The organism is Qipengyuania gaetbuli (assembly GCF_020171365.1).
Taxonomy (GTDB): domain Bacteria; phylum Pseudomonadota; class Alphaproteobacteria; order Sphingomonadales; family Sphingomonadaceae; genus Qipengyuania; species Qipengyuania gaetbuli_B.
In genome coordinates this window covers 1,968,846-1,992,842 of the sequence record NZ_JAIUZO010000002.1, presented here as the reverse complement: position 1 = coordinate 1,992,842, position 23,997 = coordinate 1,968,846, and the positions used below count along the sequence as shown (strand labels likewise).

Here is a 23,997-nt window from a genome sequence, read left to right as displayed (position 1 = left end):
TCAGAAGTACTCCTTCACCGCCTGGACTACGCGGTTGAGCAGGCCGAGGCCGGAATAGCGCCGCGAGGGCTGGTAGCTGGGGCCGATGGACCGGATGTCGACCGGGTCTTCCGAGGCATAGAGGCACAGGCCCGCCAGCGTCGCGAAACCGGGCGTCGCATGCGCTTCGGGCAGGCCGCGCAAGGCCGGCGGCTTGCCGGTCCGCACGGGCAAGCCGAGCGCACCCTGCATGAATTCGGCAATGCCATGGAGTTCCGCCCCGCCGCCGGTGAGGACGACCTGTCCGCCGCTGCTCCCCGAAAAGCCCATCCCCTTGAGAGCCTTGGCGATTTCGGAGGTCATCGCGCCCAGCCGGTCGGTGACGACCGACACCAGTTCTGCGCGCGGGATGCGGTTATGTTCGTCCGCGCCTCGCGCAGGCTGGCCGCTGGGTTCTTCGTCCGGCGCATTCACCGGGATCATCTCGCGGTGGTCGCTCGGCGTCGCGATGGCCGATCCCGAAACGCATTTGAGGCGCTCTGCCTGGCTGCGCCGGATACCCAGCGAAGAGGCAATGGCATCGGTGATGTCGTTGGAGCCGACCGGGATCGATCGCAGGCCCAGCAGCATCCCGCCGGCATGGACCGAGACATTGGTCACCTGCGCGCCGATTTCGACCAGCGCCACGCCAAGTTCGCGCTCTTCAGCAGACAGGCAGGCATAGGCCGCGGCAAGCGGGCTGGCGACCACGCCTTCGACATCGAGATGCGCGCTTTGCACCGCTTCGATGAGGTTCCTCACCGGCGCGCCTTCGGCCAGCGTGACATGGATATCCACGCCCAGCGATTCCGCATGGAGGCCTGTGGGATTGGCAATCCCGTGCGCCCCGTCGAGCGTGTAATGGGCCGGCTGCGCGTGCAGTACCATGCGCCCGTCGGGCTGGATATGGTCGCGCGCCGCGTAGAGCAGGTGTTCGAGATCGTCCTCGTCGATGCGGCGCCCACCGATGGCGATTTCGACGCTGGCAATCTTGCTCGACAGGCCTGCGCCCGCACAGCCGATCCACACGCTCGATACGGAGGTATTGGCGTTCGCTTCCGCCTTTTCGACGGCATTGCGGATGGCGTGGGTGGCGAGGCGCATGTCGGTGACATAGCCGCGCTTGATGCCCTCGCTCTTGCGGTGGGAAGAACCGAGCACGACCATCTCGCCGTCTTCGGCCTGGCCCATGATCATGGCCGACACGCGGAAGGATCCGATGTTCACTGCGCCGAAGACGCGGGTGACGCGCGGCAAGGGAAGCTGCGTGGCCATTACTGCGCGCTCATCCCGCGCGGACAGGGGCCGTCCTTGCAGCGCAGGTAAGCGCGGTCGGGAACGCGCATGTCGATGGCAACCGCCTGCCCCCCGATCAGCCGGTTGCGCCCGTCCATTTCGGCAAATTTGACCAGCGCAGCCGGCCCCTTCTCGCCTTCGGGAAGCGCCAGCATCTGGCCGGTACGGAAGGTGAGGTTCCAGCGGCGATTGCCGACCCATTCGGCGGCAATGATCTGCGGCTTCAGCGCCGGCGCTGCATCGAGCAGGCGGCCGAGGTCGGCGACCTGCTTCTGCGCGCCCGGGCCGGAGATCAGCAGCTTGCCCTTGGCAGCATCGGCCGACACGGGTTCCAGTTCGTGCCCCTCGTCATCGACCAGCATAAGCCGGTCGGGTTTCGCCAGCACGGCATGCGGCTCGCGCTCGACGATATCGATGCGCAGCGTGTTGGGCAGCTGGCGTGAGACGCGCGCATCCTTGACCCACGGTAGTTCGAGCAGGCGCTCGCGGATTTCCTCCAGCTCGACGAGCGGCATCGGCCGGTCGGTTTCGCCCAGCACCTTCTGGTAGACGAGCTGTTCGCTCATCCGCTCGACGCCGGTGACGCGCACGGTGCGCACTTCGTACCCTGCGCGGCTGGCGGATTTCGCCAGCTCGGCGCGCGCGAGTTCGGGAACGCCGGCAAAGCTTGCCACCGTCCACGCGATACCTAGCCCTGCCGCGACGATCAGGAAGAGGAAGAATTTGTTCCACTGCTCTTCGGTGAAGGGCAGCGCAGCCATCACCTTGTCGAGCATCCCGCTGGTATGCCGCTTGGCCGCCCGCGCCTTCTGGTTGCGGCTGCGCGCCGCAGCCGAGCGCCTGACGCCGGTGGGCTTGCGGGTGACCTTAGCCATCGCGCCGCCCCTTCTCGCGCAGGGCTGCGGCGATGATGGTTTCCACCAGTTCGCCATAGTCCATGCCGATGTGGCGCGCCTGTTCAGGCACGAGGCTGAGCGGGGTCATGCCCGGCTGGGTGTTGGTCTCGAGCACGAAGAGCCCGTCCTCGCCCTGTTCCTCGTCCCAGCGGAAGTCCGTCCGGCTGGTACCCTTGCAGCCCAGCACCTTGTGTGCCTTGAGCGCGATTTCGAGGCACAGGTCGCGGATATTGTCGGGAATGTCCGCCGGGCAGACGTGGTCGGTCATGCCGTCGGTGTATTTCGCGTCGAAATCGTAGAAGCCGCTCTTGGGCTTGAGTTCGGTGACCGCAAGCGCGCGCGGACCATCCTCGAAATCGACCACGGCCGACGTCATCTCGCGCCCCTTGATGTAAGGTTCGGCGAGCAGTTCCTTGAATTCCTGCCACGGTCCCTTGGCATCGCGCGCAATCGGATTGCCGTAATTGCCTTCGTCAGTGACGATGGCGACGCCGACCGAGCTGCCTTCGTTGACGGGCTTGAGCACATAGGGGCGCGGCAAGGGATCGCGCTCGAACAGCTCTGCGCTCTTCACGATGCGGCCGCCGGGCATGGGAATGCCATGCGGCACCAGTGCCTGTTTGGTCAGCTGCTTGTCGATCGCGATGACCGAGGTCACGAGGCCCGAATGGGTATAGGTCACGCCCATCAGGTCGAGCATGCCCTGCACCGTGCCGTCTTCGCCCGGAACGCCGTGGAGCGCGTTGAACACGACATCGGGAGCAGCCTCGGCAATGCGGGCCGCGACCTGCCGGTCCATGTCGATGCGTGTGACCTTGTGGCCGCGCGCTTCCAGCGCCTTGGCGACGCCTTCGCCCGACATCAGCGAAACGGGCCGTTCATTGGCCCAGCCGCCCATCAGGACGGCGACGTGGATCTTGGCCTCGAGAATGCTCATCGTATCAGGGCCTTCCAACCCGCTGGATTTCCCATTCGAGCATGACGCCCGAGTTTTCATAGACGCGCCGGCGCACTTCCTCGCCAAGCCCTTCGATATCGGCGCTGGTGGCCGTGCCGGTGTTGATGAGGAAGTTCGTGTGCTTCTCGCTCACCTGCGCGCCGCCCATGGTGAGACCGCGGCAACCGGCCTTGTCGACCAGTTCCCACGCCTTCATCCCGGGCGGGTTCTTGAACGTGGACCCGCCGGTCTTGGTGCGCAGCGGCTGGCTGGCCTCGCGTGCATCGGCGATACGGTCCATTTCCGCACCGATGGCTTCCGGATCGCCGGGCGTGCCCTGGAACCGGGCCGACACCACCACCGCCCCGTCGGGCAGGGCGGAATGGCGATAGGTATATTGGAGGTCCGCCGCCGGCAGCGTCACCAGCGCCCCGTCGGGCAGGATAACCTGGCAGTCGATCAGGCAGTCCGACACCTCGCGCCCGTAGGCACCGCCATTCATGCGCACGAAGCCGCCCACGGTGCCGGGAATGCCGCGCATGAATTCGAGGCCCGCAACACCCGCATCGCGCGCCGCACTGGCGACGAGGATGCCGTGCGCGCCGCCGCCGCAGGTCACGACCTGCCCGTCGACCGAAACCTTGGCGAAGGGCTTGCCCAGCTTGATCACCACGCCCGGCACACCGCCATCGCGCACGATCATGTTGGAGCCGAGACCGAGCGCCATCACCGGAAGTTCGCCTTCCAGCCGTTCGAGGAACAGGCGCAAATCCTCGAGGTCTTCGGGCTCGAACATCCAGTCGGCATTGCCGCCGGTCTTGAACCACACCAGCTTTGCAAGCGGGGCATCCGGCGTCAGCTTGCCGCGCAGCCCATCCGTCGAAACGGGGGTAGCGCCACCGCCCTCGACCTCGCAGTCGGGTGCCATGCCGTTGTCCCAGTTGAAGACGTCGTCGGGCTGCTCCATCACGCGCCGCGCTCCTTGGCGATCGCGTCGGCAAGGCCGGCGGCCCATTTCGTGATGTCGCCGGCGCCGAGGCACACGACGAGATCGCCCTGCTGGACCTCTCCGGCCAGTTGCCGGGCGAGATCGTCACGGTCGGTCACCGTGGCGACGGAACGGTGGCCGCGCGACTTGATGCCGGCGGCAAGCGCTTCGGCATCGACGCCGGGGATCGGGTCTTCGCCCGCAGCATAGACAGGCGTGATGTAGACGAGGTCGGCCTCGTTAAAGGCGCTCTGGAAGTCGTCCATCAGGTCGCGCAGGCGGGTGTAGCGATGCGGCTGCATCACCGCGATCACGCGGTTGCCCGTCGCCTCGCGCGCAGCGCCCAGCACGGCGCGGATCTCGACCGGGTGATGACCGTAATCGTCGATGACGGTCGCCTTGCCGTCGCGCGTGGCAACTTCGCCGACCTTGGTGAAACGCCGGCGCACGCCGCCGAAGCTGGAAAAGCCGTTGCAGATGACATCGTCGGGGCAGCCCATCTCGATGGCGACCGCAATCGCGGCGAGCGCGTTCTGCACGTTGTGGCGGCCCGGCATAGGCAGGGCCACGTTCTGGATCCGGCGGTCCTCCTCGCCGCGCTGGCGGACGATGACGTCGAAGCGGTTTCCGCCCTCGTGCGGTTGTACGTTGACGCCGCAGATGTCGGCCTGGAGGCTGAAACCGTAAGTGATCACGCGGCGGTCGCGGACCTTTGCAGTCACGGCCTGCACTTCCGGGTGGTCGATGCACATCACAGCCGCGCCGTAGAAGGGCACGTTGTGGATGAATTCCACGAAGGCGTCCTTCACCCCGTCGAAATCGCCGTAATGGTCGAGATGCTCGGGATCGATATTGGTGACGACCGCGATCGTCCCGTCGAGCCGGAGGAAGCTGCCGTCGCTCTCGTCCGCCTCGACCACCATCCAGTCGCTGTCGCCGAGGCGTGCGTTGGAGCCGTATTGCTCGATGATGCCGCCATTGATGACGGTCGGATCGATATTGCCCGCATCGAGCAGGGCCGCGATCATGCTGGTCGTGGTCGTCTTGCCGTGCGTGCCCGCGACCGCGATGGTCGACTTGAGGCGCATGAGTTCGGCGAGCATTTCGGCGCGGCGCACCACGGGGATGCGGTTTTCCAGCGCATGGGCGACTTCGGGATTGGTCCGGCGCACGGCGGTCGAGGTGACGACCACGGCCGCGCCTTCGACGTTTTCGGGCTGGTGCCCGATCTTCACCGCGATGCCCTGTTCGCGAAGGCGTTCGACCACCGGGCTTTCGTTGATGTCGGAGCCTTGCACCGTGTAGCCGAGGTTGTTCATCACTTCCGCGATGCCCGACATGCCGATGCCGCCGATACCGACGAAATGGATTGTGCCGATGTCGGTTGGTACGCCCTTCATTCGGCCATCTCCCGGTTCGCGCCCTGCCCCGCCGGGATACCCTGCGACGCCCCGCGGGCATTGTTTCCGCCGACGCGGATGACGTCCATCATGTCCGCCCCGCCGAAGCTTTCGACGAGGTCGGCGAGGTCTTCCACCGCCTTGGGCCTGCCGCAGTTCCACGCTGCATGGGCGGCATTGGCGAGGCCCTTGGGATCGTCCGCCAGCACGCGGATCTGCTTGGCGAGTTCCTTCGCCTCGAAGCGCTCCTGCCGGATCATGCGCGCGCCGCCCGCCTTCACCATCTCGCGCGTGTTGGCAGCCTGGTGGTCGTCTGTCGCGATGGGCAGCGGGACGAGGATCGCGGGCCGGCCCACGGCGGTGAGCTCGGCAATGGTCGAGGCACCCGCGCGGCCGATGAACAGGTGCGCATCGGCAAGGCGGCTGGCCATATCCTCGAAATAGGTGGCGAGTTCGGCCGGAATGCCGTGGCTGCGATAGCGTTCGCGCACATTGTCGAGGTCTTCGGCGCGGCACTGCTGGGTCACCTGCAGCCGGTCGCGGATGGCAGGGGGCAGCATGGCAAGCCCGTCGGGCACGATTTCGGACAGCACGCGCGCGCCCTGGCTGCCGCCGGTCACGAGGACACGCAGCAGGCCGTCTTCGCCGAATGCAGGAAACGGCTCGTCACGCAGCGACAGCACGCCTGCGCGCACCGGATTGCCGACGAGGTGGACCTTGCCCTCGTGCTTGGGCTTGAGGCGCTGCACATCGGGATAGGCCGTGGCGATGGCGTCCACCCGGCCCGACAGCAGGCGGTTCACGCGGCCCAGCACGGCATTCTGTTCGTGCACCACGGTGGGGATGCCCGCCGACGTCGAGGCGAGGATCGCGGGAAGCGAGGGATAGCCCCCGAAGCCCACGACCGCGCTCGGCTGGAAGCTGTCGTAAAGGCGCAGCGCCATGCTGCGGCCCTGCGCAACGGCGCGTGCGCCCTTCAGCCAGTGCAACGGGTTCTTGCCGAACCGGCCTGCGGGCAGGACATGGGCGGGCATGAAATCGGGCTTGCCGGGAATCTCCGCCCCGCGCTCGTCGGTGATCAGCGCGACGTGATGGCCGCGCCGGTCGAGTTCGGCAGCAAGGGCGAAAGCGGGCAGCAGGTGGCCGCCGGTCCCGCCGGCAGCAAGCACGTAATGTCGGTTGGAAGCACTCATTGGTAGATATCGCGCGTCACACGCACCTGTTTGGTATCCATCGGTTCCGCCTGCCCTAATCCGAGCAGGTCGCCAAGCCCCCGGGTCGACCTTTTCAGGAACGGATTACGCCGCGTAATCGCGATGAGCAGGCCGATGCCGAAGCACACGGCGATGGTGGACGAACCGCCATAGCTGATGAGCGGCAGCGTCATGCCCTTCGACGGGAAGAGCTGCAGGTTCACGAGGATGTTGATGAAAGCCTGCCCGCCCAGCAGCGCGGCAAGGCCGGTGCCCGCCAGCAGCGCGAAAAGGTCGTCCTCGTCGATCAGGCGCATCAGCACGCGAATGACCATGCCGAGATAGAGCAGGACGATCACCGCGCAGGCGATCAGGCCGAATTCCTCGCCGATGACCGAGAAGATGTAGTCGGTATGCGCTTCGGGCAGGCTCATCTTGCGGATGCCAAGGCCGTAGCCCGCGCCGGTCCACCCGCCAGCCAGCAGCGTGCGGCTGGCAAGGTCGACCTGGTCATACGCCGTACCGCCGCCGAAGAAGGAATCGATACGGTGGCGCGCGTTGTCGTAGAGGAAATAGGTCGCGGTGATGCCGACGATGCCGCCGCCGATGACCGCGCCGAGGCGCTTTACCGGAATGCCCGCGACCAGGATCATCACCAGCCACATCCCGGCAAACAGGATCGCCTCGCCGAAGTTCGGCTGCAGCATCAGCAGGCAGAAGATGAGGCCCGTGAGCGCGGTGGATATGCCGAGCACCGGCAGGTTCGGATCGCGCATCCGCCAAGCAAGGATCCACGCCATCCCCACGGCGAAGGCGGGCTTCAGGAATTCGGACGGCTGGAACTGCATGCCGAGCCAGATCCAGCGCCGCGCACCGTTGATCTCCACCCCGATGAAGGGGACGACGAACAGCAGCGCGAGCATGGCTGCACCCAGCAGCAGGGCAAGGCGCCGCGCGTTCTCGCGGCTGAGCATGGACACGCCCAGCAGCACCGCCAGCGCGATCGCCTGCCAGGCGAGGTGGCGGTAGAAGAAGTACAGCGGGTCGAGCGAGGTCGCCGAGGTCGACAGGCGGTCCGCACTTGCGGGACTGGCCGCAGCAACCGCAATCGTGCCAAGCGTCATCATCAGCAGCACGAGGCCCAGCAGCGCGCGGTCGATCTCGCGCCACCAGATCTTCAGTTCGCTCCAGCGCGACAGCTTGCCCGCAGGCATATGCGCAGGCTTGCGTTTCGCGCCGGGGACGAAGGGCTGCATGGTGCTCATTTCAGGCCCTCCACCAGTTCGCGGAAATGGTCGCCGCGCGCTTCGAAATCGCGGTACTGGTCGAAGCTGGCGCAGGCAGGTGAGAGCAGGACGGTGTCGCCCGTCCTTGCCTTTGCGGCGGCAGCGCTCACCGCGCGGTCGAGCGTCGCACACTGCTCCACCGGAACGCGGCCTTCGAGGAGGGCGGCGAAGTCGGGTCCGGCCTTGCCGATAGTGTAGGCGGCTTTCACATGGCCCAGTTCGGCCTCGCACTCGCCCAGCCCCGGTTCCTTGGCGAGTCCGCCGAGGATCCAGTGGATATTGTCGAACGCGGCCAGCGCCGGTGCAGAGGCGGCAGTGTTGGTGCCCTTGCTGTCGTTGACATAGGCGACGCCCGCGATTTCGGCGACCCGCTCCATCCGGTGGGCGAGGCCGCGGAAACTGGCGAGCGCAGCATTCACCGTCGGTCGGTCGACGCCAAGGTCGAAGGCGACGGCCCATGCCGCATAGGCATTCTGCGCATTGTGCGGACCTTGCAGCGAAGGGGCATCATCGAGGTCGAGAAACGCGCTGTCCTTCGCCCCAGCCGAAAGCGTGGTCACTTCTCCGGGCCCGTCGATCTGCCTCATCGCCTCGGCAATGTCCGGATCGCAGCTGGCATCGACGCCGGTATGCCCATCCGACTGCATGGCGAACAGGCGCAGCTTCGATGCGCGATAGGCCTCGAACCCGTCGTACCGGTCGAGATGGTCCGGCGTGACGTTGAGCAGCACAGCCACATCGCAATCGAGGGAATAGGTCAGGTCGATCTGGTAGCTCGACAGCTCCAGCACATAGACGCCGCCCTTGGGCAGCGGCTCCTGCTCCAGGATCGGCAGGCCGATATTGCCGCCCATGGTGGTCGGCACGCCTGCGGTCTTGAGGATGTGGTGGACCAGCGCAGTCGTGGTCGACTTGCCGTTGGTGCCGGTGATGCCGACGACACGGTGCAGCGGCAGGTCACCCCGCGCCTGCGCGAAAAGCTCGATATCGCCGATTACCGGCACGCCGAAGCTGTCCGCATGCGGCTTGATCGGGTGCGTATTGAGCGGAACGCCGGGGCTGACGACCACGCCCGCGTAGCCGGTGAGGTCCGCTTCCAGCGGGTCGCCGATGGCGCAGCGTCCGGCATAGGGCTCGCGTGCCTCGGCGCGGTCGTCCCACACCAGCACGTCGGCTCCGGCGGCGAGCAGCGCTTCGACCGTCGCCCGCCCGGACCGCGCGAGGCCGAGCACCGCGTATCTCTTGTCCTTCCAGGCAGGCGAGGTGATCATCGTAGCTTGAGCGTCGCGAGCCCCAGGAGTGCGAGCACGATGGCGACGATCCAGAAGCGGATCACGACCTTGCTCTCGGACCAGCCGAGCTGCTCGAAATGGTGGTGGATGGGAGCCATGCGGAAGACCCGCTTGCCCGTGCGTTTGAACCAGAAGACCTGGATGATGACGCTCAATGCCTCGAACACGAACAGCCCGCCGACGATGGCAAGGACAACCTCGTGATGCGTCGCCACGGCAATCGCACCCAGCGCGCCGCCAAGGGCCAGCGAACCCGTGTCACCCATGAAGACCGCAGCCGGCGGCGCATTGAACCACAGGAATGCGAGCCCCGCGCCCATGATCGCGGCGCAGAACACGGCCATCTCACCAGCGCCCGGCACGTGCGGGATGCCCAGATAGGCGGAATAGTCCACGCGGCCGACGAGGTAGGCGATGATGGCGAAAGTGCCCGCCGCGATGATCACCGGCATGGTCGCGAGCCCGTCCAGCCCGTCGGTCAGGTTCACCGCATTGCCCGCGCCCACGATGACGAAGGCGGCAAAGACGAAATAGAACCAGCCCAGCTCGATGCCGAAATCATTGACGAAAGGCACGTAGAGGAAGGTGTTGATCTGGCTGACGATGATCCAGCTTGCAGCGCCTGCCACGATGAATTCGAACAACAGGCGGGTGCGGCCCGACACGCCCTTGTGGCTGGCCTTGGACACCTTGTCGTAATCGTCGAGGAAACCGATCAGGCCGAAACCGCCGGTCACGGCAAGACAGGCCCAGATGAAGGGGTTCGACAGGTCCATCCACAGCAGCATGGAAATGAACAGGCTGACGAGGATCATCAGGCCGCCCATGGTCGGCGTGCCGCGCTTGGCGAGGTGGGTCTGCGGCCCGTCTTCGCGGATTGGCTGGCCCTTGCCCTGGCGCACACGCAGCATGTCGATGAAGCGCGGGCCGATGACGAGGCCGATCAGCAGCGCGGTCAGCAGCGTCGCACCCGCGCGCGCCGTCTGGTAGCGGACCAGATTGAACAGGCCTTCGAAATTCAGGTACTCGGCAAGGAGGTAAAGCATCGGGCCGCGCGGGCCTCCTATTCAGGGCGAGTGAAACGGTCCACGAGCCGGCCGAGACCGACCGAATTGGAGCCTTTCACCAGCACCGCGTCGCCCGACACGATGCCGAAATCCTCGAGCAGCTCCATCGCCTCGTCGGCGGTCTGGCAATGCTCCCACTCGAGCGGCTTGCCAAGCGAGTTCAACACCGGTTTCCCCAGTTCGCGGGCCAGTGCGCGCATCTCGTCGCCCACCAGCACCGCATAGTCGATGTCGGCGGCAATCACGTGCTGCGCGAGGTCGGCATGGAACTGCGGGCCGAAGTCACCAAGCTCCTTCATCGCACCCAGCACCGCAATGCGGCGGGTGGACGGCGTCGCGCCCAGCTGCGCAAGCGTTGCGCGCATGCTGGCGGGGTTGGCGTTGTAGCTTTCGTCGATCAGCAGCGCCTTGCCGCCCGGCGCGTCGATCCCGTGGCGGGCACCGCGGCCCTTGAGGCCGCCCATCTCGGCAAGCGCGAGGCCGGCAGCCGCCATGTCGCCGCCCGCTGCCCTTACGGCAGCCATCACGGCGAGCGAGTTGATGATCCAGTGTTCGCCCGGCTCGGCCACGGTGTAGCACAGGCGGCCGGTATCGAATTCGCAGGTCACCAGGCTGCCGCCATTGGCGCTGGGGATGGCATCGAGCAGGCGCATGTCCGCATGGCGCGCCTTGCCGAAGCTGACGATCCTGGCGCCGTGACGCTCTGCAGCGGCGCGCAATTGTTCGTAATGGGGCGTATCGGCGGGGATGACCGCCGTGCCGCCCGGTTCCAGTCCTGCGAAGATTTCCGCCTTGGCGTCGGCGATGGCCTCCATGGACCCCAAATTCTCGATATGGGCTGGCGCAATCGTGGTGATGACCGCGACATGGGGGCGCACCTGCGTGGTCAGGCCCTCGATCTCGCCGGCATGGTTCATGCCCATCTCGAACACGCCGAAACGGCTGCGGGCACCCATGCGCGCAAGGCTGAGCGGCACGCCGACATGGTTGTTGTAGCTGCGGGTCGAACGGTGCGCCGCCCCGCGGCTGGCGCGTTCGAGCGCGGCGAAGATGGCTTCCTTGACGCCTGTCTTGCCGACCGATCCGGTGACCCCGATGATACGCGCCTGCGTACGTTCGCGGGCTGCGCGGGCCAGCGCTTTCAGCGCCTCGGTCGTGTCCTCGACCAGGATGTGCGGATAGTCGACCGGGCGGTCCACCAGCGCGGCGACAGCGCCGTTGGCGAAGGCCTTGTCGAGGAAGCGGTGGCCGTCCATCGCCTCGCCCTTGAGCGCAACGAAGAGATCGCCGTGCACTACGTCGCGGCTGTCCATCTCGACACCCGCGACCTGGAAATCGCAGCTGGCCGTGCCGCCCGTCGCCTCGGCGATAGCGCGGGCATCCCACAGGGTGAGCGGCAGGCGGTCGCGCGGGTCGGCAGGCCAGTCGATGAAGGCCGGATGGCGCAATATGGCAGCGCTCATGCGTCACCTCTGGCGAGTGCGGCAGCGCATTCGCGCGCGACTTCCACATCGTCGAAGGGCAGCACCTTCATGTTCTCTCCCGATCCGATGATCTGACCCTGTTCGTGTCCCTTGCCCGCGACGAGCACGATATCGTCGGGACCGGCCTCGCCGATGGCGGCGCAGATGGCGTCGCGGCGGCCTGCTATCTCGCGGGCACCCACGGCGCCTCCAAGCACGGCGCGGCGGATCTCCGCAGGGTCTTCCCCGCGCGGATTGTCGTCGGTGACGATGACTACGTCGCTCGCCTTGGCAGCAGCTTCGCCCATGGGCGCACGCTTGCCGTGGTCGCGGTCGCCGCCGGCGCCGAAAACGGTGATGAGACGGCCCGTGACGTGCGGACGAAGCGCGGCGATGGCCGCCTCGATCGCGTCGGGCGTATGGGCGTAATCGATATAGACCGGAGCACCCGAGGGCGCGATGACCGCGCGTTCCAGCCGCCCGCGCACGGGCTGCAGGCGTGCAACCCCGTCCCAGACGCGGCTTGCATCGATGCCGGTTGCCAGCGCGAGGCCTGCGGCAATAAGCGCGTTCGAGACCTGGTAGGCACCGATCAGGGGCAGGTTGATGGTCCGCTGCGCCCCGGCGTGTTCGACCGTCAGCGATTGGCCGAGCTGGGTGGGTTCGCGCTTGACGAGGCGGATGTCCTCGCCCGTTTCGCCGACCGTCATGACCGCAAGGCCGCGTGCCTTGGCGTGTTCGACCACGCGCGCATTCCATTCGCTGCCGTCGAGCCAGACCACGGCAGTCGCGCCGTCCGATGCTACCTCGTCGAAGAGGCGCATCTTGGCCGCGAAATAGTCTTCCATGTCCTTGTGGTAATCGAGATGGTCGCGGCTGAAATTGGTGAAGGCGGCGGCTTCGACCGGCACGCCCTCGTTGCGCGATTGGGACAGGCCGTGGCTCGACGCTTCATAGGCGACATGGGTCACGCCTTCGCGCGCCAGGCCGCTCATGTTCGACAGGAAAGTGACGATGTCGGGCGTGGTGAGGCCGGTGGAGACGCTCTCGTCGGGGGTGGTGACGCCCAAGGTGCCGATGCTGGCCGCGCGCTCGCCCGCCATGCGCCAAATCTGGCGCGTCATTTCGACGGTGGAAGTCTTGCCGTTGGTGCCGGTGACCGCGACGATATGGTCGGGCACGGGGGTGAAGAACTGTGCGGCCAGCAAGGCAAAGGCCTTGCGCGGTTCGTCGGCGGCGATGTGGAGTGCGCCTTCTACCTTTGCCTCGGGCCGTGCGACGACTGCGATCGCGCCAGCCTCGATGGCGGCAGGGATGTAATCCTCGCCATTGGAAACGCTGCCGCGGAACGCGCCGAAGACCGTGCCGGGCGCGACCTTGCGATTGTCGATCGCAAAGCCCGTCACGCTGGCATCGCCCCCTTCGGGACACGCCATGCCAGCCTTTTCACACAGCCTTGAAAGCCTCACTCCTGCGCCTCCGGGATCAGCGGCTTGATTGCCGAGATGTCGATGTCGCGCGTATCGTCGGGGCGCACGCCGATCAACGGCCCGATGCGCGGGACGAGCCGGCCCACGATGGGCGCTGCATTCCATGCGGCAGTTCGCTGGAAACTGGAGGCGACGGTACCCTTGGGCTCATCGAGCATGGCGATGATCACATAGCGCGGGCGGTCCATCGGGAACGCTGCGGCGAAGGTCGAAACCAGCGCGGTCTTACGGTAGCCGGCCGAGCCACCGGGCTTTTCGGCAGAGCCGGTCTTGCCGCCCACCCGGTAACCCGGTGCATCGGCATTGCGGCCCGTGCCATAGACCGCGATGGCGCGCAGCATCTGGCGCATCCGGCTGGAAGTGGAAGCCTTGAACACGCGGCGACCCTTGGGCGCTTCGCCCGCGCCCAGCTTCTTCAGCGTGGCGGGACGCCATACCCCTCCGTTGACCATGGCGGCATAGGCGCTGGCGAGGTGCAGCGGGGTCACGGCGATACCGTGGCCGAAACCGACGGTCATGTTCGTCAGGCGCGCCCAGTCGCCCCTCGGCCAGAGCGGGAAGCCCTTGGCCGGCAGTTCGATGTGCGGACGCTCGTTCATGCCCATGTCGATCATGTACTGGCGGAGGCGCTCCGGCCCCATGTCGTCGGCAATGCGGGCAGTGGTGGTGTTGGACGAGTGGATCAGCGTTTCCACCGCGTTGAGCGTCGGGCCCATCGCATGGCTGTCCTTGATGGTGAAGCGGCCGACCTTCACCGGCGATGCGTCGTAGCGCTTGCCGAGGTCGCGGATGGTGCCGGAATCGATCGCGGCCGCCACGGTCAGCGGCTTGAAGGTCGAACCCAGCTCGTAGACCTGGTTGGTCACGCGATTGAACATCAGCTTCTGCCCTTCCGCATCGATGCGGTTGGGGTCGAATTCGGGAAGCGAGGCCAGCGCGAGCACTTCGCCCGTGTCGACGTCGAGCACGATGCCGGCACCGCCCTGCGCCTGCGTCAGCTTCATGCCGCGGCGCAGTTCGTCTTCCAGCGCACCCTGCACGCGCACGTCGATCGACAGCGCAACCGGCGTGCCGCGGGTGGCGGGGTTGCTGAGATGGTCGTTCAGCACCTGCTCCATGCCGACGCGGCCCGTGCCGTCGGCGGCGACATAGCCGAGCACGTGCGCACCCATGGCGCCCTGCGGATAGTGGCGGTCCTGCTCCATCGGCACTTCGAGCGCGAGCTCGCCGATTTCCTGCACGCGGTTTGCTTCTTCCGGCAGCAGGCGGCGGCGCAGATAGCCCTGCTTGCCCGACGCGAGATGCGCGGTCAGCTTGTTCTCGTCGAGGTCGGGAAAGATCGCGACCAGCTTGCGCGCCACTTCGCGCGGCGAACGCACCAGCGGATCGCCGTCTTCGCCCAGCGCCTTGGGATTGAACCACAGGGCATAGGCCGGGAACGCGCGGGCCAGCGGCACGCCGTTGCGGTCGGTGATCTCGCCGCGCGGGGGCAGCAGGGCATCGGCCAGCGAGGTGGCGCGGGCGCCCTCGCCGTTCATGCCGAGATAGGAAATGCGCATCAGCGCGACCATTGCGGCCAGCGCGAAAGCGAGCGCGATCCACAGCACGCGCCAGCGTGCGAGGTCGAGCGAGCGCTGGCGCAGCGTAACGAGCTGCACCCGCCCGCTTGCAACCGCCATGCTAACCGCGCCGGGCCCGCCATGGATGGCGGAAAAAGCGTTCACCGAGCCACCTCGGCAGCGGCAAGCGTGGCATTGCCCGGCTGCGACAGGCGCTGGGCAAGCGTGGTGGCGAGGCCGTTTGCGACTTCACGCCGGGCGCCGGCGGGAGGTTGTTCCTCCTCGCCGAGCCAGTCCCCGAAGAGGCTCTCTTCGTTTTCACCCTGGCTGACAGGGCGGAGCATGGCGACACGAATGGGCTCCGGGGCATCCATCCCGCGCGGCGAGCCGAGCGCGGCGAGCTGGCGTTCCTGCTCGACATACTGGTCGGCCCGGGGGGCGGAATATCCGAACTCGACCTGGTTCCAGGCGGCGAGCTGCTGCTGGCTGGCGCGGGTCTGGAACTCGGTTTCGAGCATCAGCTTGGCGCGTTCGGCAGCGATGATCTGGCGTTCGACAAGGCGCACGTCGCTCTTCACCGCGTTCACCTTGAAAGTGAGCGCGAGGAGCACTGCAAGGCAGGCGCCGAGCGAGAGGAGCCAGCCGATCTGGCGCAGGCGGGAAGACCGGGCCATCATGCCGCCTCCCTCGCTTCGGTGGCCGTGCGCGTAGCATGGCGCAGCACCGAGGAGCGGGCGCGCGGGTTGCGCTCGATCTCGGCATCGGTCGGCTTGATTGCCTTGGAAACCTTGATGAAGACCGGATCGCGCTGCGCCGCCTGTGGGACGTGACGCGAGGCGCTTGGGGTTGAGGATGCCTCGCGCAGGAAGCGCTTGACGATCCGGTCTTCGAGGCTGTGGAAGCTGACCACCGCGAGGCGGCCCCCTTCGCGCAGCAGGTGTTCGGCGGCGGACAGCCCCTGGGACAGTTCGTCGAGCTCGCCGTTCACGTGAATCCTGATGGCCTGGAAAGTGCGGGTGGCCGGGTCCTTCTTGTCATGGGGCTTGTGCCCCAAGGCGCTGCGCACCACACGCGCCAGTTCGCCGGTCGTCTCCAGCGGGCGCGCGGCGACGATGGCGCGGGCCACGCGGCGCGACTGGCGTTCCTCGCCATAGCGATAGATGACGTCGGCAATCGCCGCTTCGTCGGCGGTATTGAGAAAATCTGCCGCGCTTTCACCGTCCTGGCTCATGCGCATGTCGAGCGGACCGTCCGCGGAAAAGGCGAAGCCGCGCTCCGCCTGGTCAAGCTGCATTGAAGACACACCGATATCCATCACCACGCCATCGACTCGCGCCACCCCGGTCGACGTCATGACGTCGAGCATTTCGGAGAAACGGTGCGGATGGAGAATAAGGCGCGGCGGGTTTTCCCCCGTCTCGCGCCAGGTGCGACCCGCAGCAATTGCGTCGGGATCCCGGTCGAAGGCATGGACCGTCGCGCCGCGCTCCAGCAGCGCGCGCGTATAGCCGCCCGCACCGAAGGTCGCGTCGATGACGACGTCGCCCGGCTGCGGGTCGAGAGCCTCGATTACTTTGTCGAGAAGGACGGGGATATGGGGCGCGGCGCTCATTTGCCCTTCGCCTTCGCTTCGGCGAGGAAGCTTTCGCAGGCCGCCTTCGCGCCTGCCCATTCATCGTCCATCTTGGCCAGTTCTGCGGGGTTCCACAGAGTGAAGAAGCGGCCGCCGCCCTGGAAATAGAGCCCGTCCTCGATCTTGCCGAGCGCACGCAGGTGTTCCGGCATCACGAAGCGGCCGCTGTCGTCGAAGGGCATTTCGATAAAGCCGAACAGCTGGCTGGCGCGGGTGTCGCGGTCGAAATCCCTGCCGAGGCGCACGGCCATTTCTTCCTCGCGGTCGAGCTGGTCGTTGAGCTCTTCCTTGCGGGACAGGCCGAAGCCGACGAGGCAGTCCCACTTGTTGTGCTTCATCAGGCACAGCACGCGGCCGTCACTGGATTCCTTGAGCGCCTTGCGGAAGACCGGCGGAAGCACAAAGCGGCCCTTGTCGCCCGCAGGCGAATAGGCTTGTCCGCTGTACCCTCCGAATTGCACCTACCCCGTCCCCGGCTCGTGTTCGACACCTTGCCCCGGACACACCTCCCCCGTCCCGGGCGAGCAAGGCTCGACCGGCTCGCCCAACCCATTGATCGAGCGCGCAAAGACACTGGCTGTCCGATGTCAGGTAGATTTATCGCGGGAGACGCGGGGATGGAAGGGAAAATTGCGGGAAATTACGGGATAAACCAGCAATACACTGATTTATAACGCGTTTTTACCGAAAAAGCTTGTGGGCAATCTTACCACATCCTTAAGCCAAGTCACGGATTTCTGCGGAGAATCGGGTCCGGTCCCGCAAATTCCCGGCATTCCTCCCGGGTTTTCCCGCGCCTTACCGGCCCCGGAGTCGCGCCAGCAGCGACTCGACTGCAGCACTTCGTGACGCATCGTCGCTTTCGGTGTCGAGAAGTGCAGCGTCCGCCAGCAGCAGCACGCGCCCCTTGCCCACGCGGCAATCGGCCAGCAGGCCCTCGCCTGCGATGGCGCATTCGGCACCTCCACCGCTCTCTGCCGCAACGAAGCGGCCGGCCAGCCGGACGGGTACCGCGAGATCTCCGACCGTGACAACTCGTTCTTCCTCACCCTGCGTGTCGTCGAATTCGAGTGCGAGCCCCCAGCGTGCGAGGATGGGCGAGATCAGCACGACATCGAAGGGCCGGCGCGGATCGCCCAGCGCGAAATCGGAATGCTGGGTGAGGAAGGGATCTGCCAGCACCAGCGCCCTGCCCCCGCCGCGCACCCAGTCGTCGAGCGCGACGTTCTCTTCCGCCGACAGAGCGCGCGGCTGTGCGATGAGGAGGGTGTCGAGGTCCGCAATGACGCCGTCTTCCAGCGTGTCGAGCGGCACCAGCTCATGACGTTCTTCAAGGGCAGCACGCACCCAGGAAGGCTCCTGCGCTTCGGGTTCGAGCATGGCGGCGATGTCCTGCTGCTCGTTCCAGTAGATCGGCAGCGTAGTGAACAGCCCCAGCCGCTCGCGCGGCACTTGGGCCTCTGCCTTGTCCGCCGCACCGCCATCCGCCCCGCACGCGGCGAGCAGGAGGGCGGCAAGCGGAGCTAGGAGGTTATTCGCCCGCAGGCGCGGCATTGCCCACACCCTGTTCGGGCACCGGGGCCGGACTTTGCGATGCAGTCGGGCTGGGCCCGGCGGGAAGATCGGGGACCACGCCCGCCTCCACCAGCGGGTCGGCCTGCGTCGGGCCGGCGCTCGGCTCGGTCGTGGAGGCCGCTTCCGGCACGGCAGCGGCATCGACTTCGCGGGTGCGTTCCTGCACGAGGCTCGCAAGCCCGACGAGCAGGACCATCAGCACCACGCCGGCAACGCCGATCTGCATGCGATGGATGGCCTGCGCCCGGGTACCCCCGAGCGGAACCTCGGGAAGCTCGCCCGGCTCGGGCTTGCTGGTCGACAGATCGAAATAGCGCGGCATTCGGGAGATTCTGCGCTGCTTGGGGCGCGAGGTCAATCGGTGCCTTCGAGCCAGTCGAACACCGGCAGGCCCTTCGCATGCAGCCACTCCGCATTGTAGAGCGTCGAGAGATAGCGGAAGCCGGTGTCGCACAGGATGGTGACCACGCGCGGGTTTTCGCGGCCTTCGGCGATCAGCTGCTTGCCCAGTTCGACCGCGCCGCCGACATTGATGCCGCTCGACAGGCCGAGGCACAGGCCCTCTTCGCGCAGCAGGCGGGCGACCCACTTCAGCCCTTCCTCGTCGGAGATGCGGAACTGCGTGTCGATCGGTGCGCCTTCGAGATTGCCGGTGATGCGGCCCTGCCCGATGCCTTCTGCAACCGAAGACCCTTCGGCCTTGAGTTCGCCATTGGCGTAGTAATTGTAGAGCGCCGCGCCGTGGGGGTCGGTCAGGGCGATGACTACATTCTCGTCCAGTTCCTTGAGGCCCATGCCCACGCCGGCAATCGTGCCCCCGGTGCCCGCTGCGCAGGTGAAGCCGTCGATCCGGCCGCCGGTCTGGTCCCAGATTTCTTTCGCCGTGCCCTCGATATGCGCCTTGCGATTGGCGGTATTATCGAACTGGCCCGCCCAGATGGCGCCCTCGATCTCGTCCGCCATGCGGCGCGAGACGTGCTGGAAATGGTTGGGGTCGGCGTATTTGGTCGGCGGGACGAGGACCAGTTCCGCGCCGAGCGCGCGCAGGGTCTGCATCTTTTCCTTCGACTGGTTGTCGGGCATCACGATGATCGTGCGATAGCCCAGCGCATTGGCCACCAGCGCGATGCCGATGCCGGTGTTGCCGGCGGTGCCTTCAACCACGGTGCCGCCGGGCTTCAGTTCGCCCCGCGCTTCTGCATCGCGGATGATGTAGAGCGCGGCGCGGTCCTTCACCGAGGCGCCGGGATTGGCGAATTCGCACTTGCCGTAGATGTCGCAGCCGGCTTCCGCGCTCGGCCCTTCGAGGCGCACGAGCGGCGTGTTGCCGATCAGGTCGAGCGTTCGCTCGCGAATGGGAATTGAAGTCATGGTCGCTGAGGTAGGCGCGCGGCCCCTACCTCGCAAACAACATCAATCTTCAGGGGCGATAGTAACCTTCATCCCGTCGAGATCGCCGGTGAAGGGGATCTGGCACGACAGGCGCGAGGTTTCGGTGCGGTGGTCGGTCGATTCGAGCAGATCGTCCTCGTCCTCGCTCATCGCCGGAAGCTTGTCGGCAAAGGCGGGGTCGACATGGATGTGACAGGTCGCACACGAACAGCAGCCGCCGCACAGCGCCAGCAGCTCGTCGAAGCCGTTGTCGCGGATCGCTTCCATTACGGTGAGGCCGTCCTCGACCTCGATCTCGCTCGTCTCGCCTTCGCGGGTGGTGACGATCAGCCTGGGCATCGATTGCGTATCCTTGTTGCCTCGCCCGCCTCGCGGGCCCTATGCCGCGTGCTGCTATTCAAAGTGACGCGGGAGCGCAAGGTGGGCCTGACCAATTCGCAATTGCGCGAGCATCTCGATGCCGTCGCCGCGCAGGACAAGGTGGTGGCCGGCGCGCTGGAACGCTGCGGCTATCCCGAAGAGCGCATCCGGCCCACCGGCTATCGCACCCTGCTGCGCACCATCGTTGGCCAGCAGGTCAGCGTGGCCGCAGCCGCCTCGGTCTGGAACAAGCTGGAGGCCGAACTGGGCGAGGAGATGCAAGCCCACGAACTGCTTGCCCGCGATTTCGACACGCTGCGCGCCTGCGGCCTCTCGCGCCAGAAGCAGGGCTATGCCCGGTCCCTGTGCGAACTGGTGGCAAGCGGCGAACTGGAATTCGACAGCCTGCCGGAAGACGACGAGCAAGCCATCGCCGAGCTTACCCGCATCAAGGGGATCGGGCGCTGGTCGGCGGAAATCTACCTGCTGTTCGCCGAAGGGCGGCAGGATATCTGGCCGGCGGGCGACCTTGCCGTGCAGGAAGCGGTCGGACGCCTGCTCGACTTGCCTGCCCGGCCCGGCGAGAAGGAAACCCGCACGCTGGGTGATCGGTGGAAGCCCTATCGCGGGGCGATGGCCATCTTCACCTGGCACACCTATAACAACGCGGCGCTGTGAGGGACACACAAGGGGAGAGACATTCGATGAGCCAGCGTAAGGCCATTTTCATCACTGGCGGCGGATCGGGCATCGGCCGCGCCATCGCGCTCAAGTTCGCCTCGGAAGGCTGGTTCGTCGGCCTCGGCGATATCGACCAGCGCGGCATGGACGAGACGCTGCAGCTGATCGAAAACGGCTTCACCTACACGCACAAGTTCGACGTGCGCGACCGCGCGGCATGGGACACGGCGCTCGACGGCTTCTCCACCGCGGCAGGCGGGCGCATCGACGTGCTCGCCAATAATGCCGGCATCCCGCTGGGCGGTGCGTTGGTCGAGAACAGCACCGAGGAAATCGAGCGATGTCTCGATATCAACCTCAAGGGCGTATTGTTCGGCGCGCAGGCGGCCTACCCCCACCTCAAGAAGACAGCGCCGGGCTCCTGCCTGCTCAACACCGCGAGCGCTGCGGGCATTTACGGCACGCCCGGAGCAAGCGTCTACACGGCGACCAAGTTCGGGGTGAAGGGCATTACCGAAAGCCTCGACGGCGAATGGGCGGATGACGGCATCCTAGTGCGCTCGCTGTGCCCCAGCTTTATCGACACGCCGCTGCTCGAACACGCGCCCAATGCGCAGAGCAACGAGGCGATCCGCCAGCGTGTGAAGGACGCGGGGCTGGAAATCACGCCGGTCACCGATGTCGCGGAAGCGGCCTGGGCCGCAGTGCATGGCGACAAGCTTCACACGCTGGTCGGCAAGACCGCGCGCAGCCTTGCCTTCGGCGCGCGTTGGATGCCCGGACGGGTGCGCAAGCAGACCCGCTCCAGCCTGAGGCCGCTCGGCCAATAGGAACCTGTTCGTGAAAATCAGCCATTTCCTGCCGCTTGCGGCACTCGCCCTCGCCGTGCCCGGTGCCGCGCAGCTTCCGCAGGCAGAGCCTTACGTGCTCGGCCAGACCTACACGGTTTCGACCGAAATTCTCGAAGGCGAGAGCCGCAAGGTGACGGTGCGCCTGCCGGTGGAATACGAAGCCGAGCCCGAACGGCGGTTCTCGGTCGTCTACCTGCTCGACGGCGGGCCGGACCAGGATTTCGCGCATATCGCCGGCATCTCCCAGAGCCGCGAGATGAACTATTCGTTCGAGCCGTTCATCCTCGTCAGTATCCAGAGCGTGAACCGGCGGCACGAACTGGCCCCGCCCGTGGCCGACCCGCGCCCTTACGAGCAATTCCTCAACGCGACGCCCGGCGGTTCGCCCGCGTACCGCCGCTTCCTGCGCGAGGAACTGAAGCCGCTTATCGAGGCGAATTTCCGCACCGACGGGCACGATGCGATCATCGGAGAATCGCTTGCTGCTTTGTTCGTGGTCGAGACGCTGCTCGAAGACCCCGAACTGTTTGACGACTACATCGCGATCTCGCCCTCGCTGTGGTGGGAAGAAATGAAATACGGGCGCGAGGCGCCACGCTATTTCGCGCGTCATCCGGCGGGCAAGCGCCGGCTTTACCTCACCACCGCGAACGAGGGTGACTGGCACCGCGAAGGGACCGAACGGCTGGTCGCGGCGCTGCGCAGCGATGCACCCGAAAGCCTGCGCTGGACCTTCGTGGACGCAGGCGAGAGCGAGACGCACGGCACGCTCCTCCACCCGATGGCGCTCGACGCCTTCCGCGCGCTCTACGGCACGCCCAGCCGCGAATATCGCGGCAGCCCGCTGATCGGCGGCCCCGCGATTACCGAGCGTACGGCAGAAGAGAAGGCCCTGCTCGAGAGCGAATGCACGCGCGACAACAGCAGCGCGATGACGCCGGGCACCGCCGAACGCGGGCGCGAGGCGCTTTATTATCGCTGCCTGCTGCTGGAACTCGGCCCTGCCCCGCGGGAAGGGACGCTGGGCGACTAGACCAGCGCGTCGATCTTCTTGGCCATGTTGACATCGCGCAGCGACAGCCCGCCCGCGTCATGGGTGGTCAGGGTGATCTCCACGCGGTTGTAGACGTTGAACCATTCGGGATGGTGATCGCGCTTTTCCGCCATGATGGCGACGCGCGTCATGAAGGAAAACGCCTCGGCGAAGTCGGAAAATTCGAACTTGCGCTCGATCGCAGCGCCGTCGCGAGCCAGCGACCACTTGGGCAGCGCACGCAGCCAGGTGGTGCGTTCTTCCTCGGTCAATTGTTCGACGGCGGCCATTTGCGAATCTCTCCTGCTTGTCGCTGCGGGCGCTTTTGCCTATCGCTCGCGCCCATGCAAGCGCGCCTCGCAGCAATGGACCTCGCCTGCCGCCGCGGCGAGCGGCTGCTTTTCCGTGGGCTGTCCTTTTCCTGCGAACCGGGTGCCGCGCTGCAGGTCGCAGGCGCCAACGGCGTCGGCAAGTCGAGCCTCATCCGCATCCTTGCCGGCCTGCTGCGCCCGTTTGCCGGGCGGGTCGAAAGCGAAGGCGCCATGGGCCTCGTCGACGAACGGCTGGCGCTCGATGCGAACCTGCCGCTGGGCCAGGCGCTCGGTTTCTGGGAAAGCCTCGACGGGTGCCGCGATGCGGGCCGCGCGTTCGAGGTCCTGCAGCTGGATCCGCTGCTTGACGTACCCGTGCGCTACCTGTCCACCGGCCAGAAGAAACGCGCCGCGCTTGCCCGCTTGCTCAATCGCAACTGCCCGATCTGGCTGCTCGACGAGCCGCTGAACGGTTTGGACACGCAGGCGATGAAGAGCGTGGAGGCGCTGGTGGCGCTGCATTGCGGGCGCGGCGGCATTGCGGTCGTCGCCTCGCACCAGCCGATGGCGCTGCCCGATCCGCAGAAGATCGACCTTCCGAGGTTCTCGGCATGAGCGGGTTTGCGACCCTGCTGCGCCGCGATCTCGGCCTGCTGCTGCCCGGCGGACGCGGCGGCGCGGGCGTCTTGCCGCTGCTGTTTTTCCTTGCCGTCGCCATGCTCTATCCCTTCGCGGTCGGGCCCGATGCGCAATTGCTCGGCCGGACTGGCGGCGGCGTGATCTGGGTGGCGGCGCTGCTGGCGGCGATCCTGCCGCTGGAAAAGCTGGTGTCGGGCGATCTGGAGGCCGGGGTGTTCGACCAGCTGGCCCTGCGCGGCGTGAGCGAGGAATGGGCCATGGCCTCGCGCCTCATCGCGCACTGGCTCGCCTTTGCGCCGCTGCTGTTGGTGGCAACGCTGCCCGCTGCAGCCCTGCTCGGCCTGTCGGGCGAGACGACGCGAACGGTACTTCTCGGCCTGCTGGCGGGCACGCCGGGACTTGCCGCCGTTGGACTTGCCGTCGCGGCACTGACCGCCAGCCTGCGCGGCGGCGCAGCGCTTGCCGGATTGATGGTGATCCCGCTCGCCGTGCCGATCCTGATCTTCGGAGCCGGCAGCCTCGCCCGCCCTGATCCGAGCGGGATTCTACTGACCGCTGCTATCAGCCTCGGCCTGTGCGCCCTCGCCCCGATTGCCGCAGGCGCGGCGATCCGGGCTGCACGGGAAAGCTAGAACCG

25 protein-coding genes are annotated in these 23,997 nt (G+C 66.6%); 5 read left to right on the top strand and 20 right to left on the bottom strand.

Annotated features, from left to right (window positions below):
• The 19 genes from ftsA to LCL94_RS10290 all read right to left on the bottom strand — a co-directional run bounded on the left by ftsA (position 1) and on the right by LCL94_RS10290 (position 19,824).
• Positions 1–1,293 (bottom strand): cell division protein FtsA, encoded by a 1,293-nt coding sequence (gene ftsA, locus LCL94_RS10380; RefSeq protein WP_224832134.1) that lies wholly within the window; start codon positions 1,291–1,293, stop codon positions 1–3.
• Positions 1,293–2,189: a cell division protein FtsQ/DivIB gene (locus tag LCL94_RS10375; RefSeq protein ID WP_224832133.1), complete on the bottom strand. Its 897-nt coding sequence runs from the start codon at positions 2,187–2,189 to the stop codon at positions 1,293–1,295. The genes ftsA and LCL94_RS10375 overlap by 1 nt, the downstream gene beginning before the upstream one ends.
• Entirely contained in the window at positions 2,182–3,147 is a 966-nt protein-coding gene (locus LCL94_RS10370; protein WP_224832132.1) for a D-alanine--D-alanine ligase, read from the bottom strand. Before LCL94_RS10370 ends, LCL94_RS10375 begins: the two co-directional genes overlap by 8 nt.
• Positions 3,148–3,151: 4 nt before the next feature.
• The gene (gene murB, locus LCL94_RS10365) at positions 3,152–4,075 is read right to left on the bottom strand and encodes a UDP-N-acetylmuramate dehydrogenase (protein ID WP_224832700.1); all 924 of its coding nucleotides are present in this window, start codon (positions 4,073–4,075) and stop codon (positions 3,152–3,154) included.
• Between the two features lie 38 nt (positions 4,076–4,113).
• A complete protein-coding gene (gene murC, locus LCL94_RS10360; protein ID WP_222554410.1) occupies positions 4,114–5,535 on the bottom strand; it encodes a UDP-N-acetylmuramate--L-alanine ligase in 1,422 nt (473 codons plus the stop codon).
• Complete coding sequence (gene murG / locus LCL94_RS10355; RefSeq protein WP_160606252.1) at positions 5,532–6,728, bottom strand: undecaprenyldiphospho-muramoylpentapeptide beta-N-acetylglucosaminyltransferase; 1,197 nt, start codon at positions 6,726–6,728, stop codon at positions 5,532–5,534. Before murG ends, murC begins: the two co-directional genes overlap by 4 nt.
• Positions 6,725–7,984, bottom strand: a complete 1,260-nt coding sequence (locus LCL94_RS10350; protein WP_224832699.1) for an FtsW/RodA/SpoVE family cell cycle protein — start codon at positions 7,982–7,984, stop codon at positions 6,725–6,727. Before LCL94_RS10350 ends, murG begins: the two co-directional genes overlap by 4 nt.
• 5 nt (positions 7,985–7,989) lie before the next feature.
• Complete coding sequence (murD, locus tag LCL94_RS10345) at positions 7,990–9,285, bottom strand: UDP-N-acetylmuramoyl-L-alanine--D-glutamate ligase (protein WP_224832131.1); 1,296 nt, start codon at positions 9,283–9,285, stop codon at positions 7,990–7,992.
• On the bottom strand, positions 9,282–10,352 hold the full coding sequence (gene mraY, locus LCL94_RS10340; protein WP_160606249.1) for a phospho-N-acetylmuramoyl-pentapeptide-transferase: 1,071 nt from the start codon (positions 10,350–10,352) through the stop codon (positions 9,282–9,284). The genes murD and mraY overlap by 4 nt, the downstream gene beginning before the upstream one ends.
• Positions 10,353–10,369: 17 nt before the next feature.
• Positions 10,370–11,836, bottom strand: coding sequence for a UDP-N-acetylmuramoyl-tripeptide--D-alanyl-D-alanine ligase (locus tag LCL94_RS10335; RefSeq protein WP_224832130.1), 1,467 nt, complete (start codon positions 11,834–11,836; stop codon positions 10,370–10,372).
• Positions 11,833–13,305, bottom strand: coding sequence for a UDP-N-acetylmuramoyl-L-alanyl-D-glutamate--2,6-diaminopimelate ligase (locus LCL94_RS10330; RefSeq protein WP_224832129.1), 1,473 nt, complete (start codon positions 13,303–13,305; stop codon positions 11,833–11,835). Before LCL94_RS10330 ends, LCL94_RS10335 begins: the two co-directional genes overlap by 4 nt.
• A complete protein-coding gene (locus LCL94_RS10325) occupies positions 13,302–15,005 on the bottom strand; it encodes a peptidoglycan D,D-transpeptidase FtsI family protein (protein WP_224832128.1) in 1,704 nt (567 codons plus the stop codon). Before LCL94_RS10325 ends, LCL94_RS10330 begins: the two co-directional genes overlap by 4 nt.
• Positions 15,006–15,046: 41 nt before the next feature.
• Entirely contained in the window at positions 15,047–15,562 is a 516-nt protein-coding gene (locus tag LCL94_RS10320) for a hypothetical protein (protein ID WP_224832127.1), read from the bottom strand.
• Positions 15,559–16,497: a 16S rRNA (cytosine(1402)-N(4))-methyltransferase RsmH gene (gene rsmH, locus LCL94_RS10315; RefSeq protein ID WP_224832126.1), complete on the bottom strand. Its 939-nt coding sequence runs from the start codon at positions 16,495–16,497 to the stop codon at positions 15,559–15,561. Before rsmH ends, LCL94_RS10320 begins: the two co-directional genes overlap by 4 nt.
• A complete protein-coding gene (locus LCL94_RS10310; RefSeq protein ID WP_160606496.1) occupies positions 16,494–16,979 on the bottom strand; it encodes a division/cell wall cluster transcriptional repressor MraZ in 486 nt (161 codons plus the stop codon). Before LCL94_RS10310 ends, rsmH begins: the two co-directional genes overlap by 4 nt.
• Positions 16,980–17,316: 337 nt before the next feature.
• Entirely contained in the window at positions 17,317–18,072 is a 756-nt protein-coding gene (locus tag LCL94_RS10305; RefSeq protein ID WP_224832125.1) for a GldG family protein, read from the bottom strand.
• Positions 18,050–18,415, bottom strand: a complete 366-nt coding sequence (locus tag LCL94_RS10300) for a hypothetical protein (RefSeq protein ID WP_160606244.1) — start codon at positions 18,413–18,415, stop codon at positions 18,050–18,052. Before LCL94_RS10300 ends, LCL94_RS10305 begins: the two co-directional genes overlap by 23 nt.
• Positions 18,416–18,447: 32 nt before the next feature.
• The gene (locus tag LCL94_RS10295; RefSeq protein ID WP_224832124.1) at positions 18,448–19,464 is read right to left on the bottom strand and encodes a cysteine synthase A; all 1,017 of its coding nucleotides are present in this window, start codon (positions 19,462–19,464) and stop codon (positions 18,448–18,450) included.
• A 42-nt stretch (positions 19,465–19,506) separates the two neighbouring features.
• Positions 19,507–19,824, bottom strand: coding sequence for a 2Fe-2S iron-sulfur cluster-binding protein (locus LCL94_RS10290; protein ID WP_224832123.1), 318 nt, complete (start codon positions 19,822–19,824; stop codon positions 19,507–19,509).
• 81 nt (positions 19,825–19,905) lie between these two features.
• On the opposite strand from LCL94_RS10290, the gene LCL94_RS10285 reads away from it, so the two are divergent.
• The 3 genes from LCL94_RS10285 to LCL94_RS10275 are packed head-to-tail and all read left to right on the top strand — an operon-like array spanning position 19,906 to position 22,410.
• On the top strand, positions 19,906–20,523 hold the full coding sequence (locus LCL94_RS10285; protein ID WP_224832698.1) for a DNA-3-methyladenine glycosylase family protein: 618 nt from the start codon (positions 19,906–19,908) through the stop codon (positions 20,521–20,523).
• A 26-nt stretch (positions 20,524–20,549) separates the two neighbouring features.
• Complete coding sequence (locus tag LCL94_RS10280) at positions 20,550–21,356, top strand: SDR family oxidoreductase (protein WP_224832122.1); 807 nt, start codon at positions 20,550–20,552, stop codon at positions 21,354–21,356.
• A 10-nt stretch (positions 21,357–21,366) separates the two neighbouring features.
• On the top strand, positions 21,367–22,410 hold the full coding sequence (locus LCL94_RS10275; protein WP_224832121.1) for an alpha/beta hydrolase: 1,044 nt from the start codon (positions 21,367–21,369) through the stop codon (positions 22,408–22,410).
• Here the strand turns inward: LCL94_RS10275 and LCL94_RS10270 are convergent.
• A complete protein-coding gene (locus LCL94_RS10270) occupies positions 22,407–22,700 on the bottom strand; it encodes a 4a-hydroxytetrahydrobiopterin dehydratase (RefSeq protein WP_224832120.1) in 294 nt (97 codons plus the stop codon). The genes LCL94_RS10275 and LCL94_RS10270 overlap by 4 nt on opposite strands.
• A gap of 54 nt (positions 22,701–22,754) precedes the next feature.
• Between LCL94_RS10270 and ccmA the strand changes: the two genes are divergently transcribed.
• Together ccmA and LCL94_RS10260 are read left to right on the top strand one after the other, a co-directional pair.
• Complete coding sequence (ccmA, locus tag LCL94_RS10265) at positions 22,755–23,336, top strand: heme ABC exporter ATP-binding protein CcmA (RefSeq protein ID WP_224832119.1); 582 nt, start codon at positions 22,755–22,757, stop codon at positions 23,334–23,336.
• Positions 23,333–23,992 carry a heme exporter protein CcmB gene (locus tag LCL94_RS10260; RefSeq protein WP_224832118.1) on the top strand — a complete coding sequence of 220 codons (660 nt, stop codon included), beginning with the start codon at positions 23,333–23,335 and terminating at the stop codon, positions 23,990–23,992. Before ccmA ends, LCL94_RS10260 begins: the two co-directional genes overlap by 4 nt.
• Positions 23,993–23,997 lie beyond the last annotated feature (5 nt).

What these genes read in the sequence shown, in the direction of transcription:
- ftsA (WP_224832134.1), bottom strand. Translation starts at nt 1,293, where the DNA reads ATGGCCACGCAGCTTCCCTTGCCGCGCGTCACCCGCGTCTTCGGCGCA.
- LCL94_RS10375 (WP_224832133.1), bottom strand. Translation starts at nt 2,189, where the DNA reads ATGGCTAAGGTCACCCGCAAGCCCACCGGCGTCAGGCGCTCGGCTGCG.
- LCL94_RS10370 (WP_224832132.1), bottom strand. Translation starts at nt 3,147, where the DNA reads ATGAGCATTCTCGAGGCCAAGATCCACGTCGCCGTCCTGATGGGCGGC.
- murB (WP_224832700.1), bottom strand. Translation starts at nt 4,075, where the DNA reads ATGGCACCCGACTGCGAGGTCGAGGGCGGTGGCGCTACCCCCGTTTCG.
- murC (WP_222554410.1), bottom strand. Translation starts at nt 5,535, where the DNA reads ATGAAGGGCGTACCAACCGACATCGGCACAATCCATTTCGTCGGTATC.
- murG (WP_160606252.1), bottom strand. Translation starts at nt 6,728, where the DNA reads ATGAGTGCTTCCAACCGACATTACGTGCTTGCTGCCGGCGGGACCGGC.
- LCL94_RS10350 (WP_224832699.1), bottom strand. Translation starts at nt 7,984, where the DNA reads ATGCAGCCCTTCGTCCCCGGCGCGAAACGCAAGCCTGCGCATATGCCT.
- murD (WP_224832131.1), bottom strand. Translation starts at nt 9,285, where the DNA reads ATGATCACCTCGCCTGCCTGGAAGGACAAGAGATACGCGGTGCTCGGC.
- mraY (WP_160606249.1), bottom strand. Translation starts at nt 10,352, where the DNA reads ATGCTTTACCTCCTTGCCGAGTACCTGAATTTCGAAGGCCTGTTCAAT.
- LCL94_RS10335 (WP_224832130.1), bottom strand. Translation starts at nt 11,836, where the DNA reads ATGAGCGCTGCCATATTGCGCCATCCGGCCTTCATCGACTGGCCTGCC.
- LCL94_RS10325 (WP_224832128.1), bottom strand. Translation starts at nt 15,005, where the DNA reads ATGGCGGTTGCAAGCGGGCGGGTGCAGCTCGTTACGCTGCGCCAGCGC.
- LCL94_RS10320 (WP_224832127.1), bottom strand. Translation starts at nt 15,562, where the DNA reads ATGATGGCCCGGTCTTCCCGCCTGCGCCAGATCGGCTGGCTCCTCTCG.
- rsmH (WP_224832126.1), bottom strand. Translation starts at nt 16,497, where the DNA reads ATGAGCGCCGCGCCCCATATCCCCGTCCTTCTCGACAAAGTAATCGAG.
- LCL94_RS10305 (WP_224832125.1), bottom strand. Translation starts at nt 18,072, where the DNA reads ATGCCGCGCCTGCGGGCGAATAACCTCCTAGCTCCGCTTGCCGCCCTC.
- LCL94_RS10300 (WP_160606244.1), bottom strand. Translation starts at nt 18,415, where the DNA reads ATGCCGCGCTATTTCGATCTGTCGACCAGCAAGCCCGAGCCGGGCGAG.
- LCL94_RS10295 (WP_224832124.1), bottom strand. Translation starts at nt 19,464, where the DNA reads ATGACTTCAATTCCCATTCGCGAGCGAACGCTCGACCTGATCGGCAAC.
- LCL94_RS10290 (WP_224832123.1), bottom strand. Translation starts at nt 19,824, where the DNA reads ATGCCCAGGCTGATCGTCACCACCCGCGAAGGCGAGACGAGCGAGATC.
- LCL94_RS10280 (WP_224832122.1), top strand. Translation starts at nt 20,550, where the DNA reads ATGAGCCAGCGTAAGGCCATTTTCATCACTGGCGGCGGATCGGGCATC.
- LCL94_RS10270 (WP_224832120.1), bottom strand. Translation starts at nt 22,700, where the DNA reads ATGGCCGCCGTCGAACAATTGACCGAGGAAGAACGCACCACCTGGCTG.
- ccmA (WP_224832119.1), top strand. Translation starts at nt 22,755, where the DNA reads ATGCAAGCGCGCCTCGCAGCAATGGACCTCGCCTGCCGCCGCGGCGAG.
- LCL94_RS10260 (WP_224832118.1), top strand. Translation starts at nt 23,333, where the DNA reads ATGAGCGGGTTTGCGACCCTGCTGCGCCGCGATCTCGGCCTGCTGCTG.